Here is a 16870-nt window from a genome sequence, read left to right as displayed (position 1 = left end):
CGCGCGTCGGGAGCGGCGACACCTCGCGTCAGCACAGACCTATCAGGCCTGCTCGTAGCACTGCACGTTGGCGCCGTCGACATCCGGGCCGAACTGCGGCAGCGCGTAGAACGACGCACCGACCTGGTCGGCGGCCTCCACCGTGACATCCGGCAGCGGCGCACCGTTGCGATCGGTCGCGGTGCACACGAAGGTCTTCTCCGACCACCAGCCGGCCGGGAACGCCTGCGCGGGCGCGGCGACCGCGGCGACCGCTCCGGTGAGCAGCAGCGCCGCCGCGGACGTGGTGACAATCGAACGAGTCGACATGTAATTCCTCTGATCTTGCGTTGTGACGAAAGTGCTTGGAGCACACTAGCACCGGCCCTGACCAGCCAACAGGCCATTCAGGACCCGATCACAACCACTCAGAACGCGGGCCAGGGAATCGGGCGCGCCGAATTCGGCAGCGGCATCACCGGATTCTCGAGCAACGCCTTGGTCCGCTCGGTCAACGCGCTGATCTCCACGTCGGTGATGTGCGGCGCCAGCGAATCGGCCACCGCACCGGGTAGATTCGCCGCGAACCCGGTGATATCGGTGATCAGCGACTCGTGCACCGGCGTACCCGCCCACCCCCACAACACCGTGCGCAACTTCGGCTCACTGTGCAGGCAGATCCCGTGATCCACCCCGTACACCTGCCCGTCCACCCCCTCCAGCGCGTGCCCGCCCTTGCGATCGGCGTTGTTGAGCAACAGATCCAGCACCGCCATCCGCTGCAACCGCGGATCGTCGGCATGGATCAGCGACACCTCGTTGCCCTCACCGTCGAGCGCGCGCAACACCTCACAGAACCCCGCGGGCACCGAGCCCGGCGTGCACAGATCCACCAGATCCAGCCGCTGCCGGGCATCGGTGCGATTGTCCACCGAGGTCACCCAGCGCTGCACCATCCCCGGCCCGAACGGCCCGTCCCGCAACACCGTCTCCGGAATCACCCCCCAGCCCAGCTGCTCGGAGATCAGATACGACGCCACCTCCCGGCCCGCCAGCGTGCCGTCCGGGAAATCCCACAGCGGACGCTCCCCACGCACCGGCTTGTACACCACCCGCAACGGCGCACCATCGGGCTCGGGCGCCGCGATCTCACACACCAACGTCAGATTGCTGGCCACACCGACCCGCCCGACGATCTCGAGCTCGCCCTCCGACAGCGCCGGCACCACGATCACTCCTCGTCGAGCTCGGCCGCGCCGAAGATCTCGCCCCGCTTGTACCCGTTGGTGCGCACACACATGTGCCCCCGCGACGACAGCGGCTCACCGCACAGCGGGCACGGCGGACGCCCCGCCGCGATCACCCGCGCCGACCGCAACGCGAACTCCCGCGCCTGGATCGGCGTGAGGAACACCCGCACCGCGTCGGGGCCCTCCTCGGTGTCGTCGAGCACCACCGACTCGTCCACCTCGGTCTCGGTGATCGCCAGCAACTCCACCACCACCGCGTTCGCGTCGGCATCCCAGCCCAGACCCATGGTCCCGACCCGGAATTCGGTATCGATCGGCGTCACCAGCGGCGCCACATCGCGCACGTCCTCGCCTTCGGGCGGCACCTCGGCACCGAAACGGCGCGCCACCTCGTCCAGCAGCAACCCCATCCGGTCGGCGAGCACCTTCACCTGCTGCTTCTCCAGCAGCACGCTGACCACGCGCGGTTCCTGCACGGCCTGCAGGTAGAACGAACGATCGCCCGGTTCACCGACAGTCCCGGCGACGAAACGATCGGGGGTGCGGAATACATGGATTGCGCGTGACACATGCACCTCCTGATACGTGACCCTGTTCGACACTCACGAACACCCTCCCTCTAAGGAGAATCGCGGTGCCCCGCATTCCCATTATCCGCGCCGGCGGCCACCGCCACCTCGCCACCGGGCGCCAACGGCGCGGGCGCCACCCCCGACAACGCCGACAGATCCGCGCCGGTGTCGTTGAACTTCCACACCGACGGACCCAGCGGCCCGTAGCGCACCACACTGATCGAGGCAGGCTCCACCGCGATCCGCTGGAAACCGTCCAGATGCAGACCCAGCGCGTCGGCCAGGATCGCCTTGATGACATCGCCGTGCGCGCACGCCACCCACAGCACATCCCGCCCGGCACCCTCGGCGAGCCTGCCCTCGATGTCACGGATCGCGGCCACCGCGCGCTGCTGCACCTGCGCCAGACCCTCCCCGCCGGGGAACACCGCCCCCGAGGCGTGCGCCTGCACGACCTTCCACAGCGGCTCGGTCAGCAACTCCGCGATCGGGCGACCGGTCCACTCGCCGTAATCGACCTCGATCAACCGCTCGTCACAGTCCGGCTCCAGGCCCAGCTTCTCCGCCAGCGGCGCCACCGTGCGCTGACAGCGCAACAGCGGCGAACTGGCGATGTGTTCGATCGGCAACGTCGCCAGCCGGTCGGCTACCGCGACGGCCTGCTCGGTTCCGCGCTCGGTGAGCTCGACACCGGGACTCCGGCCCGCCAGGGTCCGTCCGACATTCGACGTGGACACTCCGTGCCGGAGCAGGATCACCGTCATGACAACAGCCTAACCATCACCGCGCCGCCGCTCAGGTCGCCGAGACGACGCCCGCGGCGAGCAGGCCCATCACCACCAGGCCCAGGATGATCCGGTAGCCGACGAACCAGTAGAACGAATGCTTGCCCACGAACTTCAGCAGCCACGCCACCGAGGCATAGCCCACCACGAAGGCCAGGATCGTGGCCACCAGCAACTGCGGTCCACTCGCGTTGAGCCCCTCACCGGCCGGTTCGAAGGCATCCGGCAGGCTGAACAGGCCCGACGCGGTCACCGCCGGGATCGCCAGCAGGAACGAGAACCGCACCGCCGCCTCCCGCTGCAGACCCAGGAACAGACCCGCCGTGGACGTCGCGCCCGAACGCGACACACCCGGAATCAACGCCAGGCACTGCGCCAGACCCATCACCAGACCGTCACGGGTGGTCAGCTTCTCGATCGGGCGCTCCTTGCTGCCGAAATGCTCACCCGCCGCGATCACCAGCGCGAACGCGATCAGCATGAACGACACCAGCCACAGATTCCGCGCACCGGTCCGGATCTCGTCCTTGAACAGGAAACCCAGCACACCGATCGGGATGGTGGCGATGATCACGTACCAGCCGATCCGGTAGTCCAGCTCACGCTGCGCGTCCCGCTCGTGCGCCTCGCGCGCGCTGCGGTCCATCACCGGCAGCTTGGTGGTGACCCGGTCACCGACCGGCACCGCCTCCTGCGAACGCTCCCGCAGCCGCATCCCCAGCGTGGTGAACCAGGCGATCACGATCCGCTTGATGTCCTTGGCGAAATACACCAGCACCGCCAGCTCGGTCCCGAGCTGGGTCACCGCGGTGAACGAGGCACCCGCGTCGGAACCGAAGAACACAGCCGAGACGATGCGCAGATGCCCCGACGAGGACACCGGCAGGAACTCCGTGAGCCCCTGCACCAGCCCGAGTACCAATGCCTGTATCCAGGTCATCGACTCGCCCACCACGTCCTCCTGCTGCCTCACGCCCGAAAGACCGCGTCCTCCTGGGCTTTTGCTTGCGCGTGCGGCACCGACGGCCGCGACCTCGCAGCGACCCTACCCGTCACCGTCGCCCGTCGCCGCCCGCCCACCTAGGGATCTGCTGAGAGTGCGGGTCGTCGGCGGGTGCGACCGCGCTGTGCGCTTAGTCTGGTCGCCGTGACGAAAGCGCGGGCGCGGTGATGGAACAGCGAACGGTGGGACGCAGCGGACTTCGGGTGTCGCGGATCGGCCTGGCGACACATACCTGGGGCACCCATACCGACGCCGACGAGGCAGCGGTGCAATTGGCGGCGTTCACCGAGGCCGGTGGCACGCTCGTCGACACCTCCCCGATGTACGGCGACGGCGCCGCCCAGCAGATCCTCGCCGATCTGCTCGGTGACCTGGTCTCCCGCGACGACCTCGTCCTCAGCGGCTGCGCGGGCGTGGTCCTGCACGCCCCCGGCAGCGGAGTCGGCGACAACGTCCCCGCCCCCGCCGCGGTCGGCCCCGTCATCGACGCCTCCCGCCGCACCCTGCTCAAACAACTCGACCGCACCCTGCTCGAATTGGGCACCGACCATCTCGACATCTGGAGCATCGCCGCCTGGGACCCCTACACCCCGCTCGACGAGGTGGCGGCCACCATCGAGACCGCCGTGCGCACCGGACGGACCCGTTACGCGGGCGTGCGCGGCTTCGCGGCCTGGCAGCTGGCCAGCCTCGCCGCCATCGCCCCGATCACCGCGGCCCAGACCACGTACTCCCTGCTGGCTCGCGGCACCGAGCACGATGTGATTCCCGCCGCCCGCCACCACGGGGTCGGTACCATCGCCGCGGCGCCGCTGGCGGGGGGCATCCTCACCGGGAAATACCGCGACGGCGTACCGGCCGACTCGCGCGGCGCCGACGAGTCCACCGCCGCCGAGATCCGGCGCAGGCTCGACGACGAACGCGCCGTGCGGGTGGTGGATGCCCTGGTCACCGCTGCCGACGGCCTCGGCACCTCACCGCTGGCGGTGGCCCTGGCCTGGATCCGCGACCGGCCCGGCATCACGAGCATGATCGTCGGCGCCCGCGATATCGGCCAGCTGACCGGTGTGCTGGCCGCCGAGACCCTGGAACTGCCGCGCGCGATCGCCGCCGCCCTGGACGACGTGAGCGCCCGTTCCGAATGATGGCTAGCCTTACCTGCATGAAACTGCGTGGTGTGTTGACGGCGATGCTCGCGGCGACGGTGCTCACCGGCACCGTCGCTTGCACCGGAAGCAATTCTGCATCGACTGCCATTTCTGGTGGACCGGCGACCGCCCAACTCGCCGACCTCGACCCCGTCCCCCTCGACGGCGCCACACCCACCCCGAAACTCCCGGTCACGGTCAAGTCCTACGACGGCAGCGACGTCACCGTCACCGACACCTCCCGCATCATCGCCGTCGACCGCTACGGCACCCTCGCCCAGACCGTCTGGGCCCTCGGCCTCGGCGCCAACCTCGTCGGACGCAGCACCTCCGCGTCCTTCCCCGCCGTCGCCCACGTCACCAACGTGGCGGGCGGCAACGGCAGCCTCAGCGTCGAAGCCGTCCTCGCCCTGCGCCCCTCGGTCTTCCTCACCGACACCACCAGCGCCGCCCCCGCCGTCCGCGAACAACTCCGCGCCGCCGGCGTCACCGTCGTCTACTTCGACCCCGAACGCAGCATGGACGGCGTCGTCCCGCAGATCGAAGCCGTCGCCGACGCCCTCGGCGTCCCCGAGGCAGGCGAAAGGCTGGGCCGGCGCACCCGCGACGAGATGGCCACCGCCACCGCGGGCGTCCCCCTCCAGGACCCGCGACCCAAGATCGCCTTCCTGTACCTGCGCAGCACCGCCATCACCATGATGGCCGGACGCGGCTCCGGCGCCGACTCGCTCATCACCGCCATCAACGGCATCGACGCGGGCACCGCCGCCGGAGTGAACGAACCGTTCGTCACCATCACCAGCGAGGCCATGATCGCCGCCGCACCCGACGTGCTGCTGGTCATGTCCGACGGCCTGAAATCCGTCGGCGGCGTCGACGGACTCGAGAAAGTCCCCGGCATCGCCCAGACCCCCGCGGGCCGCAACCGCCGCGTCGTCGACATGGCCGACGCCGTCATCCTCAGCTTCGGCCCCAACACCGGCCGCGTCATCACCGCACTGTCCGACGCGGTCTACGGCAAACCCGCATGAACGACACCGACCTGACCAAGCCGCCGGACGCACCCCGCATCACCGACGCGACCCCCGACCCGCTCCCACCCACCCGGCACCGGGCCACCCGCGTCACCGTCGTCTTCGCGCTCGCGCTGCTCGCGCTGGTGATCCTGGCCCTCGTCTCGGCGGTCCTGGGCCAGGTCCCCACCACCGCCGCCGAAGTCCTCGGCAGCATCGCCCACCGCATCGGCCTGGATCTGGGCCCCCTCCCGGCGCACCCGGCGGGCGAGGTCACCCTCTGGGAGGTGCGATTCCCCCGCGTCGCCCTGGCCATCCTCGTCGGCGCCTCGCTGGCCACCGCCGGGGCGCTACTGCAAGGCGTCTTCGCCAACCCGCTCGCCGAACCCGGCGTCATCGGGGTCTCCGCGGGCGCGGCCGTCGGGGCGGGCACGGTGATCGTGATCGGCGGCGCGTTCGTCGCCGCCTGGTCGGTCGCCGCCGCGGCCTTCGTCGCCGGACTCATCACCACCGCGCTGGTGTACCTGTTGTCGAGATCCGGCGGACGCACCGAAGTCGTCACCCTGATCCTCACCGGCGTCGCCATCAACGCCTTCGCCGGCGGACTCATCGCCCTGCTGCTGTTCGTCGCCTCCCCCGCCGCCCGCGACCAGATCGTCTTCTGGCAGCTCGGCAGCCTCAACGGCGCCACCTGGCCCTCGGTGGCCATCGTGGCCACCCTCGCCGGTACCGGCATCCTCGCCGCCATCCTCATCTCACCGAAACTGGACCTGCTCGCTCTCGGCGACTCCGCCGCGCGCCACCTCGGCGTCGATGTGGAGCGGCTGCGCAGGCAGGTCATCGTGGTCGTCGCCGTGCTCACCGCCGCCGGTGTCGCCTTCAGCGGCATCATCCTGTTCGTCGGACTGATCGTGCCGCACCTGGTCCGCATGATGGTCGGGCCCGGTCACCGCGTACTCGTCCCGCTCAGCGCCATCCTCGGCGCCGTCGTGCTGCTCGGCGCCGACGTGCTCGCCCGCACCCTGGTCCACAACGCCGACCTCCCGCTGGGCATGCTGACCTCGCTCATCGGCGGACCGTTCTTCTTCTGGCTGCTGCGCCGCACCAGGGCCAGGGCGGGAGGCTGGGGATGACCGACACCGCCCGCCGCACCACCTCCTGGCGATCCCTGTTCGCCCGCACCCCCGACGTGCCCCCTCGCCCCGAACCCGGCACCGTCACCCTGCGCGCCACCGGGCTCACCGTGCGACGAGGACAGCGCACCGTCCTCGACGATGTCGACTTCCAGGTCGCCGCGGGCGAGCTCGTCGCCCTCGTCGGCCCCAACGGCGCCGGTAAATCTAGCCTGCTCGCCGCCCTCGCCGGCGAACTGGAACCCAGCACGGGCACCGTGAAACTCGAAGGCCACGCGCTCACCCACTGGAACCACGCCGACATGGCCCGCCGCCGCGCCGTCCTGCCCCAGTCCCATGCCGTCGGCTTCCCCTTCACGGCCAGAGAAGTCGTCGCCATGGGCCGCTCACCCTGGCTGCACACCGCCGCCGCCGAACACGACGACACCGTCATCGCCGCCGCACTCGTCGCGACCGATGTCACCCACCTCGCCGGACGCCCCTTCCCCTCCCTGTCCGGCGGTGAGCGCGCCCGCGTCGCCCTGGCCCGCGTCCTCGCCCAGGACACCGCCACCCTCCTGCTCGACGAACCCACCGCCGCCCTCGACATCGGCCACCAGGAAGCCGTCCTGCGCCTGGCCGCCGACCGCGCCGCCACGGGCTCGGCCGTCGTCGTCGTGGTCCACGACCTCGGCGTCGCCGCCGCCTACGCCGACCGGGTCACCGTCCTGGACGGCGGACGCGTGGCAGCCGACGGACCACCCCGCACGGTCCTCACCCGCGAACTCCTCACCGAGGTCTACCGCCACCCCGTCGACGTCTTCGACCACCCCACCACCGGCGCACAACTGGTCCTGCCCGACCGCGACCGGAACCCGGATGCCCACAGCTGAAGCCGCATCGAGGACGGTCCCACGTTCGCGGCTCGGTAGTGTGGCGGCCGAACGGTAGGTAGACAGCGCCGGGAGGCGGCGGCTCCGCTGCACCAGCGGGCCGCGCAGGGGCTGTCTACGAGTTGATCTCGGCACAACCCGGTTACCTCTAGGAGAACCTGCGTGTCCGTATACCTGTATCGGTGGGGAAAATTCGCTTTCCGGCGCAAGTGGATCGTCCTTCCCGCCTGGCTCCTGTTCCTCGCCGTACTCGCGACATCCGGCGCCGTGCTCAGCACGTCGATGAGCGACGAGTTCAGCATGCCGTCGCTGCCGTCCGAACGCGCGACCGAAATCCTCGACAAACAGTTCCCCGGCATGTCCGAACAATTCGGGATCGACGCGGTCAGCGGTGACTACGTCTTCGCCGCACCCCCGGGAACGAGACTCACCGACAAGGACAATCGCGCGGCCCTCGACGCGATGATCACCGACCTGCGGACACTCACGGTCGACGGCAAGTTGCTCGTGACCGCCGAAGACGGTGCGGCACTGCGGAATCCGGTCGACGTCACCCAGGCGATGCGCTGCCTCACCGGCCCCGACCCCGCCCTCTGTTCGGCCGCACCGCTCAACGTCCTCGATGCGCACGCCCCGGCCACCGTCGCCGTCCTCACGGTCCCGTTCGACATCGCCTCCGCCGTCGACGTCAGCACCCAGCAGCGCGCCGCCGCCTACCACGTCGCCGACTCCGCCCGCGCGCACGGACTCACCGTCGAGATCGGCGGCGCCATCGCACACGAACAGCAGCAACCCGGTGGACAAGCCGAGATGATCGGCATGGGCGTGGCACTGGTCGTGATGATGATCGCCTTCGGCGCCATCGTCGCCGCCGTCGTCCCGATCGTCACCGCCATCGTCGGCCTCGGCGCCGCGATGTCGGTCATCCTGCTGGGCACCTCGATCATCGAGGTACCCAGCTTCACCACCTTCCTGGCATCGATGATCGGCATCGCACTGTCGATCGACTACGCGCTGTTCATCGTCTCCCGGTACCGGCACGAACTGCGGGTGACGGCCGATCCCGAAGAGGCCGCGGGCATCTCGGTCGGCACCGCCGGATCCGCGGTGGTGTTCGCCGGCCTCACCGTGATCATCGCGCTCGGCGCGCTGAGCATCGTCGGGGTCGACTTCTTGACCTTCATGGGGCTCGGTGGCGCCATCGCCGCGTTCTTCGCGGTCCTCACCGCGATCACGCTCATGCCCGCCCTGCTCGGCGCTTTCGGCCGAATCCTGTTCACTCCCCGGCTCCCGCTCGTCGCCCGGCACGACCCGCAAGACCACACCTCCACCACCTTCGGCACGCGCGTGGCCCGGCTGATCGGCACCGCACCCTGGGCCGCACTGCTGCTGTCGGTAGCCGCCCTGGCCGCACTGGCACTGCCCGCACTGGACCTGCAGCTCGGGCTGCCGGGCGAAGACAGCTTCCCCACCGACTCCACCGCCCGGCAGGCCTACGACATGCGCACCGAAGGATTCGGTGAAGGCAGCAACGGCGTCCTCACCGTCGTCGCCGACCTCGAGCACGTCCCGGAAGGCGACCGCGCCGCCGCCGTCGACGCACTCCGCGACCGGCTCGCCGCCTTTCCGCAGATGGACCATCTCAGCACCCCGACCTTCAGCGACAACGGCCTGGGCGCACTGCTCAACGGCGTACCGAAATCCGGGCCGAACAACCAGGACACCAAAGACCTCGTCCGCAAGGCCCGCGCCGCCGAAAGCGCATTGACCCAGCGATACGGCATCGAATACGGGATCACCGGCACCACTGCCATCTACGCCGACATGGACCACGTCCTGCTCGGCAAGATCGTCCCCTATCTGGCGATCGTCGCAGGCGCCGCCTTCATCCTGCTGATCCTGGTCTTCCGGTCCATTCTGGTGCCGTTCACCGCCGCACTCGGGTTCCTGCTGTCCATGGCGGCGACCTTCGGCGCCACGGTCCTGGTCTTCCAGCAGGGTGCCTTCGGCCTGATCACCGATCCGCAACCGATCGTCAGCTTCCTGCCGATCATGCTGATCGGGTTGGTATTCGGGCTCGCGATGGACTACCAGGTGTTCCTGGTGACCCGCATCCGCGAGGAATACGTCGACGGCAAGTCACCGAAAGCCGCCATGATCTCCGGCTACCACCACGGCGCCCGGGTGGTCACCTCGGCGGCCGTCATCATGATCTCGGTATTCGGTTCCTTCCTGCTCGAATCCGACGTCACCGCGAAGTCCATGGGCTTCGCGCTCGCCGCCGGTGTCGCCATCGACGCGCTGCTGGTACGGATGGTGCTGGTCCCCGCCCTGCTGGTGATCATGGGCAGATGGTCGTGGTGGATCCCGGCATGGCTCGACCGTCTCCTGCCCGTCATCGACGTGGAAGGCACGAAACTGCGGCGCCTGCCAGGCGAGCACACCGAGCAGCCCGACGATTCGCCGCGGCTCACCAACGGCGGCACGGTGCGCGGCCTGGATACCGGGCACCTCATCACGGCCGGCGCCCGGGCGATCGGCGGTCGCGTCACCCGCGACGGCGGGCAACCGGTGCCCGACGCGGTGCTGACGCTGGTCGACGCACACGGCCACCAGATCTCCCGGACCAACAGCGACCACAACGGCGGTTACGCCATCGATCCGCCCGTGCCGGGACGCTATGTCCTGATCGTCTCGGCGCACGGTCTGCAACCCGACGCCGTGCACGTGACCACCGCCGACGGCGTCGCTCAGCGCGTCGACCTCACCCTGCACGCGTCCGGCGAACTGTCCGGCCTGGTCCACACGATCACCCGGAAACCCGTGGCCGACACCACCATCACCGTGACCGACCTGCACGGCCGGGTCGTCGGGGCGGCCGTCACGGCATCCGACGGCGGCTACGCTTGCCACGGCATCGCGCCGGGCACGTACACCCTCGTCGCGGTCGCCGCGCAGATGCGGCCCACCGCCACCACGCTCACCGTGCCCGACAACGGTCGGCTGCGTTTCGATGTCGAGCTGGCGCCGATGGCGATGCTGTCGGGCACCGTCCGTGCCGAAGGACGCGGCATGTCCGGGGTGCACGTGACGGTGCTCGACAGTTCGGGTGCGGCCGTCGGCACCGCGCGCACCGACGAGGACGGCCGATACTCGGTCCACAACCTGCCCGACGGCGACTACACCCTGATCGCCCGCAGCTATCCCCCGGCCACGAGCCGGGTCACCATCTCCGGCAGCGAAACCGGCCACGACATGCGCCTGAGCTTCGACGAACACTCGGACGCGATGAGCGATTAGACGGCGGAGGGTGGGGACCACCTTTCGGTTGCGGTGCCCACCCTCCGCCGTCCTTGATGTTTTTGGAAGGTTGGTATCGGTGTGCTTGTCGGACACGATGGCTGGTGAGATACATATTTAGATGCGCATATCCACGTATCACAATGTAGTTCAGTGACAAGCTGAAAGGAACCCGATGAGACGACCGGGCTGCTCGTCAGTCCACGCGATCCGCCCACTTTTCGCCGACTCGATCCGTAGGGCCGCTCGCCCCTACCCCGTCGGCCGGGTGGTGGGGAACCCGGGCCGTCACTCCCCCACCACCGCGGCGATCAACGCCAGATGATCTTCAGCAAGGCAGGTGTCAGCACCATGCGGATGATCGTGGCGTCGATGATGAGAGCGACGATCATGCCGTAGGCGATGTACTTCATGAGGACCAGATCCGAGAAGCCGAACGCGCCCGTGACGACGATCAGGATGGCCGCGGCCGAGGTGATCACGCCGCCGGTGTGTGCGACGCCGTAGCGGATGGACTCGGTCGCATCGGCGCCCGACGCGCGTTTCTCGGCGATTCTGGACAGCAGGAACACCTCGTAGTCGGTGGACAACCCGAAGATCACCGTCACGATCAGCGCCACCACCGCGAACATCAGCGGTCCCGGTGTGAAGGCGAAGGTGTCCGAGCCGTGGCCTTCGACGAAGATCCATGTCAGCACGCCCAGGGTGGACATCAGGCTGAGCACGCTCATCGCGACGGCCTTCATCGCCAGGATCACCGAGCGAAAGGCGATCATCATCAGGGCCAGCGCCGCGGCCATCAGGATGGCCAGCAGCAGCGGGAGTCCGTCGATCAGGCCGTTGATGCTGTCGCGTTCCAGCGCGGGGATGCCGGCGACCATCACGTCCACACCCGGCGGTGCGGGCAGGGCGCGCAGCGCGTCGATCACCCGGTCGGCGTCGCGTTTGTCGCTCAGGCCCGCCGACAGGACGTTCACATCGTCCTTGGTCGGTGCGGCCGGTTCGAATCTGCCGGTCAGGCCCGGGATCTGATTGGCCTCGAACCGGATGTCGCTCAGCTGCTGCGGTGACGCCCCGACGACGACCAGCTTGAGCGGCTCGGTGCGGAAACCAGGGAACAGCCGGTCGAAGTCCTGCTGGGCCACGCGCGCCGGATTGTCGGCGGCAAGGTACTTCTCGCTGATGCCACCGAACTCGATGTGGCGCATCGGGATACTCAGGGCCAGCAGTGCCAGCACGATCGGCACGACCACCGCCCACGGCCTGCGCATCGCCCACTGAGCCAGCCGGGAGAAGAATCCGGCGTCGATCTCGGCCTCGGTCTTGCTGCGGGTGAACCGCTTCCAGCCCAGCCAGTCGATGCGGGTACCGACGATGCTCAACGCGGCGGGCAACGCGGTGACCGACAGCAGCGCCGCCAGCATGACCGCGGAGATACCGCCGTAGGGCACCGAACGCAGCACCCCGTTGGGGAAGATGAACAGCGCGCCCAGACTCACCGCGATGATCGCGGCCGAGAACAGCACGGTGCGGCCCGCCGTGGCGACGGTACGGGCGGTCGCTTCCTCCACATCGCGTCCCGCGGCGAGTTCCTCCCGGAATCTGGTCACGGTGAACAGCCCGTAGTCGATCGCCAGGCCGAGGCTGACCAGCGTCATCACCGCGCTGGCGAACACATTGACCTCGATGTGCGCGGTGAGCAGACGCAGGATTCCGGAGGTGCCCAGGATGGTGAGCCCGCCGATCATCACCGGCAGCAGGGCACCGATCACGCCACCGAACACGAAGTACAGCAGGATCGCCACGATCGGCAGCGCGATGATCTCGGCGCGCTTGATGTCGTGCTGCATCCCGATATTGATGCCCTCGACCACCGGTTGCAGGCCGGCCAGCTGCACCGTGGTGCCGCCCGGTCCCCCACCCGGCACGTCCGCGTTCAGGTGCGGTTTCAGCGCGAGATAGTTGTTGACCGTGGCTGTTCCGCCGCCACCGGCCAGGCCGATGCTGGCGAACGCGTGCTGTTTGGTGGGGTCGGAGGCGTTGGCCGAGAAAGGGCTGTCCCAGTAGCTGTCGATCTTGTGGATGCGTTCGCCGTACCGCGCGCGCAGGTCCGCCAGCGCGGCCGTCACCGGACCGCGCACCGACGCGTCGTCGACCGTGGTGCCCGGCGGCGCGGTGTAGATGACGATCAGATCGCCGTCGGTGTCGCGGCCGAAGGTGTCGTCGGCCAGTTTCGAGGCCGCCACCGACTGGCTCGACTCGTCGAACCAGCCCTCCTGGGTGTAGCGGCCCGCCAGATCCCGGCCGAACCAGCCGGAGATCAGCACCGTCAGGACGAACAGCCCGAGCACGAGGTAGCGGTGGCGGTGGACGAACCGGCCCCACCGCATCGAACGCGATTCCCGCATGGTCAGCCGCAGGCGGCGGTGCGGTAGTCGGCCGAGCGCAGGATGCCGCACAGGTCGGTGCGCGAGATCTTCCACTTACCGTCGAGCAACACGAAATGCACGATGGTGGTGCGGACATTGGTGCCCGAACCGTCCTTGTCCAGGCGCATCGTGGCGGTGAGGGTGCCGTCGCGGTTGTCGAAGACCGGATCGACCACGCCGTACACGGCGTGCGGGTTGTCGCGCAGCGCCTTGTACATGTCGGGGATGGCGTCCTTGAACGCGGCACCGTCCTCGATCAGGTCGGTGCGCTCGACATCGGGCAGGTTCGGGTCCAGCGCGCGTTTGATCTGCGCGTCGAGCTCGGCGGCGCTCGGCAGCGGGGCATTCGCCTTGCTGGAGGAGATCGCGATCGAGGACGCGAGGGAGGCGTTGGCCGAGGAGCGTGCCGCGTCGACCGAAGCCTCGTCGGTGGTCCCCGAGCACGCGGTGAGCGCGACGAGGGCCGTGAGGCAGGCGGTGGCCGCAGCGGCCCTGGCGAAAAGTGTGGAAGACATCACCATCTACATACCATCAATCGCCGCGCTGATCCGGCCCAGCAGGCCACGCATCATCGTGGTGTCCCGGCTCGCGGCCCCGGCGACCGGTGTGGCGTGGTGCAGCAGATCGCGGACGAAGGCGCTCACGCTGCGTTCGTCGCCGAGGTCGATGTCGGTCACCTGGGCGTGTGCGGTGGCCACCACGTCCTCGGGCTGGGGCACGGCTTCGCCCAGGTCGGCGCGATAGATCTCGATGGTCAGCGTGGCGCCGCGGGTGCGGAAGACGAAGGGGCGCCCGTCCTCGGTGGTTCCGAAGCCGTGGGCGAACGGTCCGACGGAGATGTCATCGATGCCGAAACCCGCTGGTGTCATCGTGGCGATCTCCTGCCGTTGCTCGGCCATCAATTGTCGACGCGTCAACAGTAACCCGCGTCACCGACACCGCCGACGGCCCCACCCGGTCGGAGCTACTGGTGAGTCATCATGGTCAGATGGTGATCAGCGGTCACCTCGTGCGGAATGAAGGAGTTCGGTGCATGCGCCCTCGCGGCTCGCTCGCCTCAGCGTTTCTCGGCGCGGCGGCACTGGTGGTGCTGACGGGATGTGCCGGTGACGACGGCGGCCCCGACGTACCGACCAGGGAACCCGCCACCGCGGCGGTCTCCCCAGCCACCACCGTCTCCCCCACGGGTCAGGTGCTGCCCGCCCCCGCCACCGCGGCGCTGCTCGCCGAACGCTCGACCGGTCGCGTCGCCGCCCTCGACACCGCGGGCACCACACTCACACTGATCGACCCCGCGGCGCCCACCGCCCCGCGCACGGTCACGCTGCCCGCCACGGGCGTCACGCTGGCCCAGGGCGCGCCGGGCGAGATCCTGGTGGCCGCCCAGGGCCGTGTCCTGCGTGTCGACGCGGCGACGGGCGCGGTCACCGAGACCGCCGTCGACGGCGATGTGCGCAGTGTGCAAACACGCAGCGACGGCACGCTCGTCGTCGGTACAGCCGACGGCACGGTACGCGTGCTGGCCGCCGACGGCACCGTGACGCGCACGGTCACCGGCCTGGTCTCGGCCGACGCCATCGCGGTCACCGGTGAGGACATCACCGTCCTCGACCGGAAACAGACCGCCGTGGTCAGCGTGCGCGACGACGCGCTGGGCCTGATGCTGCGCGCTGGTGACGGCGCCACCAACCTGGTCACCGACCCGCACGGACGCATCGTCGTCACCGACACCGCGGGCGGTGAACTGCTGGTCTACTCGGCCGGTCCGCTCGTGCTGCGGCAGCGTTTCCCGGTACCATCATCGCCTTACGCGCTCGCCTACGATCCGCGTTCCGACACGGTGTGGGTGACCCGCACGCAGAGCAACGAGGTCGTCGGCTACGACCTGTCGACGGGCATCGGTGTCGAGGTCGGACGCTTCCCGACGCTGCGCCAGCCCGACGCGGTGACCGTCGACGAACGCACCGGCGACCTGTACGTGGCCTCGGCCGCGGGCGACGGTCTGCAGCGGATCGGCGCGGACGAGCGGAAGAGAGGGCAGTGATGGCCACCAAGCCTCGCGGTTCGCGCTCGGCGATCCCGCCGAGCTGGGAAACCAGCAACGACGACTACGAGTACGTGCCGCTGCGGTTGCCGCCCGACGTCACCCGGGTCACCGCCTCCATGCGGCTGGCCATCCAGGCCGAATTCGGCGGGTGGGAACTGTCTCGGGTCCGCGCCTACACCGACGGCAGCCGCCGGGTGTTGTTGCGCCGCCGCAAGAACGCCGTCCTCCCTGTGCCCGAACCCGGATTGTGAGCCGACCCATGTACGCCCTGTTGTTACGCCTGATGTTCCTGATCCCGCCGGAGCGGGTGCACCACCTGGTGTTCGCGACCCTGCGGTTCGCGACCTGGTTCCCGCCCACCCGGTGGCTGGTCCGCAAGCTGACCGTCGTCGAGGATCCGATCCTGGCGACCACCGCCTTCGGCGTCGACTTCGCCGCTCCGCTGGGCCTGGCCGCCGGGTTCGACAAGAACGCCGACGGCGCGAACACCTGGGGTTCGCTCGGTTTCGGTTTCGCCGAGATCGGCACCGTCACCGCGCACGCGCAGCCGGGTAACCCGGCCCCGCGCCTGTTCCGGCTGCCCGCCGACCACGGCCTGATCAACCGCATGGGTTTCAACAACCACGGTGCCGCCGCGGCCGCCGCCCGGCTGCACGGCGCGCGTCCGACGGTCCCGATCGGGGCCAATATCGGCAAGACCAAGGTGGTCGAGCCCGAGGCCGCCGCGGCCGATTACGCCACCAGCGCCCGGCTGCTCGGCCCGCTGGCCGATTTCGTCGTGGTCAATGTGTCCTCGCCCAATACGCCGGGTCTGCGCGATCTGCAGGCGGTCGAATCGCTGCGCCCGATCCTGCAGGCCGTGCTCGATTGCGTGTCGGTGCCGGTGCTGGTGAAGATCGCCCCCGACCTGTCCGACGAGGATGTCGACGCCGTCGCCGACCTGGCCGTCGAGCTCGGCCTGGCCGGCATCGTCGCCACCAACACCACCATCCGCCGCGACGGCCTGCGCACCCCGGCCGCCGAGGTCGAGGCCATGGGCGCCGGTGGGCTGTCCGGCGCGCCGGTGGCCGATCGCTCGCTCGAGGTGCTGCGCCGCCTGTACGCGCGCGTCGGGGACGAGGTCGTGCTGATCTCCGTCGGTGGCATCGAGACCGCCGAGCAGGCGTGGGAGCGCATTCTCGCCGGTGCCACGCTGCTGCAGGGCTACACCGGTTTCATCTACGGCGGCCTGTTCTGGACCACCCGCATCCACCGTGGCATCGCGGCGAACCTGCGGGCGGGCGGATTCCGCTCGCTGGCCGAGGCGGTCGGCGCGGAGCACCGCGCGCACTCGGCCTGA

The 16870-nt window shown here is 69.5% G+C and carries 16 protein-coding genes and 1 pseudogene; 9 read left to right on the top strand and 8 right to left on the bottom strand.

The features are described from left to right. Positions 1-42: 42 nt before the first annotated feature. The 5 genes from ACWEMY_RS05050 to ACWEMY_RS05030 all read right to left on the bottom strand — a co-directional run bounded on the left by ACWEMY_RS05050 (position 43) and on the right by ACWEMY_RS05030 (position 3526). Positions 43-309 carry a hypothetical protein gene (locus ACWEMY_RS05050; RefSeq protein ID WP_375927540.1) on the bottom strand — a complete coding sequence of 89 codons (267 nt, stop codon included), beginning with the start codon at positions 307-309 and terminating at the stop codon, positions 43-45. Between the two features lie 98 nt (positions 310-407). Beyond that, positions 408-1205 (bottom strand): SCO1664 family protein, encoded by a 798-nt coding sequence (locus tag ACWEMY_RS05045; protein WP_452388956.1) that lies wholly within the window; start codon positions 1203-1205, stop codon positions 408-410. Positions 1206-1210: 5 nt separating this feature from the next. Then, positions 1211-1798: a DUF3090 domain-containing protein gene (locus tag ACWEMY_RS05040; RefSeq protein ID WP_375927542.1), complete on the bottom strand. Its 588-nt coding sequence runs from the start codon at positions 1796-1798 to the stop codon at positions 1211-1213. A 50-nt stretch (positions 1799-1848) separates the two neighbouring features. Continuing rightward, a complete protein-coding gene (locus tag ACWEMY_RS05035; RefSeq protein WP_452388948.1) occupies positions 1849-2565 on the bottom strand; it encodes a histidine phosphatase family protein in 717 nt (238 codons plus the stop codon). A gap of 31 nt (positions 2566-2596) precedes the next feature. After that, the gene (locus tag ACWEMY_RS05030; RefSeq protein WP_375935187.1) at positions 2597-3526 is read right to left on the bottom strand and encodes an undecaprenyl-diphosphate phosphatase; all 930 of its coding nucleotides are present in this window, start codon (positions 3524-3526) and stop codon (positions 2597-2599) included. A 230-nt stretch (positions 3527-3756) separates the two neighbouring features. Between ACWEMY_RS05030 and ACWEMY_RS05025 the strand changes: the two genes are divergently transcribed. The 6 genes and pseudogenes from ACWEMY_RS05025 (at position 3757) to ACWEMY_RS05000 (ending at position 11055) form a co-directional block, all read left to right on the top strand. Beyond that, positions 3757-4734 carry an aldo/keto reductase gene (locus ACWEMY_RS05025; RefSeq protein ID WP_375927545.1) on the top strand — a complete coding sequence of 326 codons (978 nt, stop codon included), beginning with the start codon at positions 3757-3759 and terminating at the stop codon, positions 4732-4734. A 17-nt stretch (positions 4735-4751) separates the two neighbouring features. Next, on the top strand, positions 4752-5768 hold the full coding sequence (locus tag ACWEMY_RS05020) for a heme/hemin ABC transporter substrate-binding protein (protein WP_452388947.1): 1017 nt from the start codon (positions 4752-4754) through the stop codon (positions 5766-5768). Beyond that, positions 5765-6883 carry a FecCD family ABC transporter permease gene (locus ACWEMY_RS05015; protein WP_452388946.1) on the top strand — a complete coding sequence of 373 codons (1119 nt, stop codon included), beginning with the start codon at positions 5765-5767 and terminating at the stop codon, positions 6881-6883. Before ACWEMY_RS05020 ends, ACWEMY_RS05015 begins: the two co-directional genes overlap by 4 nt. Continuing rightward, positions 6880-7755, top strand: a complete 876-nt coding sequence (locus tag ACWEMY_RS05010) for a heme ABC transporter ATP-binding protein (RefSeq protein WP_452388945.1) — start codon at positions 6880-6882, stop codon at positions 7753-7755. Before ACWEMY_RS05015 ends, ACWEMY_RS05010 begins: the two co-directional genes overlap by 4 nt. Positions 7756-7917: 162 nt before the next feature. Then, positions 7918-10185: pseudogene (locus tag ACWEMY_RS05005) on the top strand (MMPL family transporter); the annotation flags it as partial. Further along, complete coding sequence (locus tag ACWEMY_RS05000) at positions 10159-11055, top strand: MSCRAMM family protein (RefSeq protein ID WP_452388955.1); 897 nt, start codon at positions 10159-10161, stop codon at positions 11053-11055. The pseudogene ACWEMY_RS05005 and the gene ACWEMY_RS05000, both read left to right, overlap by 27 nt. 311 nt (positions 11056-11366) lie before the next feature. On the opposite strand, the gene ACWEMY_RS04995 is transcribed toward ACWEMY_RS05000, so the two are convergent. The 3 genes from ACWEMY_RS04995 to ACWEMY_RS04985 are packed head-to-tail and all read right to left on the bottom strand — an operon-like array spanning position 11367 to position 14353. Then, positions 11367-13463, bottom strand: a complete 2097-nt coding sequence (locus ACWEMY_RS04995; protein ID WP_452388944.1) for an MMPL family transporter — start codon at positions 13461-13463, stop codon at positions 11367-11369. A 2-nt stretch (positions 13464-13465) separates the two neighbouring features. Beyond that, complete coding sequence (locus tag ACWEMY_RS04990) at positions 13466-13999, bottom strand: hypothetical protein (protein WP_452388943.1); 534 nt, start codon at positions 13997-13999, stop codon at positions 13466-13468. A 6-nt stretch (positions 14000-14005) separates the two neighbouring features. Continuing rightward, a complete protein-coding gene (locus tag ACWEMY_RS04985; RefSeq protein WP_375927556.1) occupies positions 14006-14353 on the bottom strand; it encodes a hypothetical protein in 348 nt (115 codons plus the stop codon). Between the two features lie 164 nt (positions 14354-14517). Here ACWEMY_RS04985 and ACWEMY_RS04980 point away from each other — a divergent pair, with 164 nt between their 5' ends. The 3 genes from ACWEMY_RS04980 to ACWEMY_RS04970 are packed head-to-tail and all read left to right on the top strand — an operon-like array spanning position 14518 to position 16870. Beyond that, positions 14518-15528, top strand: a complete 1011-nt coding sequence (locus ACWEMY_RS04980; RefSeq protein WP_452388942.1) for a hypothetical protein — start codon at positions 14518-14520, stop codon at positions 15526-15528. Beyond that, a complete protein-coding gene (locus tag ACWEMY_RS04975) occupies positions 15528-15782 on the top strand; it encodes a DUF5703 family protein (protein ID WP_375927560.1) in 255 nt (84 codons plus the stop codon). The genes ACWEMY_RS04980 and ACWEMY_RS04975 overlap by 1 nt, the downstream gene beginning before the upstream one ends. An 8-nt stretch (positions 15783-15790) precedes the next feature. Continuing rightward, positions 15791-16870 carry a quinone-dependent dihydroorotate dehydrogenase gene (locus tag ACWEMY_RS04970; RefSeq protein ID WP_452388941.1) on the top strand — a complete coding sequence of 360 codons (1080 nt, stop codon included), beginning with the start codon at positions 15791-15793 and terminating at the stop codon, positions 16868-16870.

Source organism: Nocardia sp. NPDC004415 (assembly GCF_053602435.1).
This window is presented reverse-complemented; position numbering and strand designations above follow the sequence as displayed.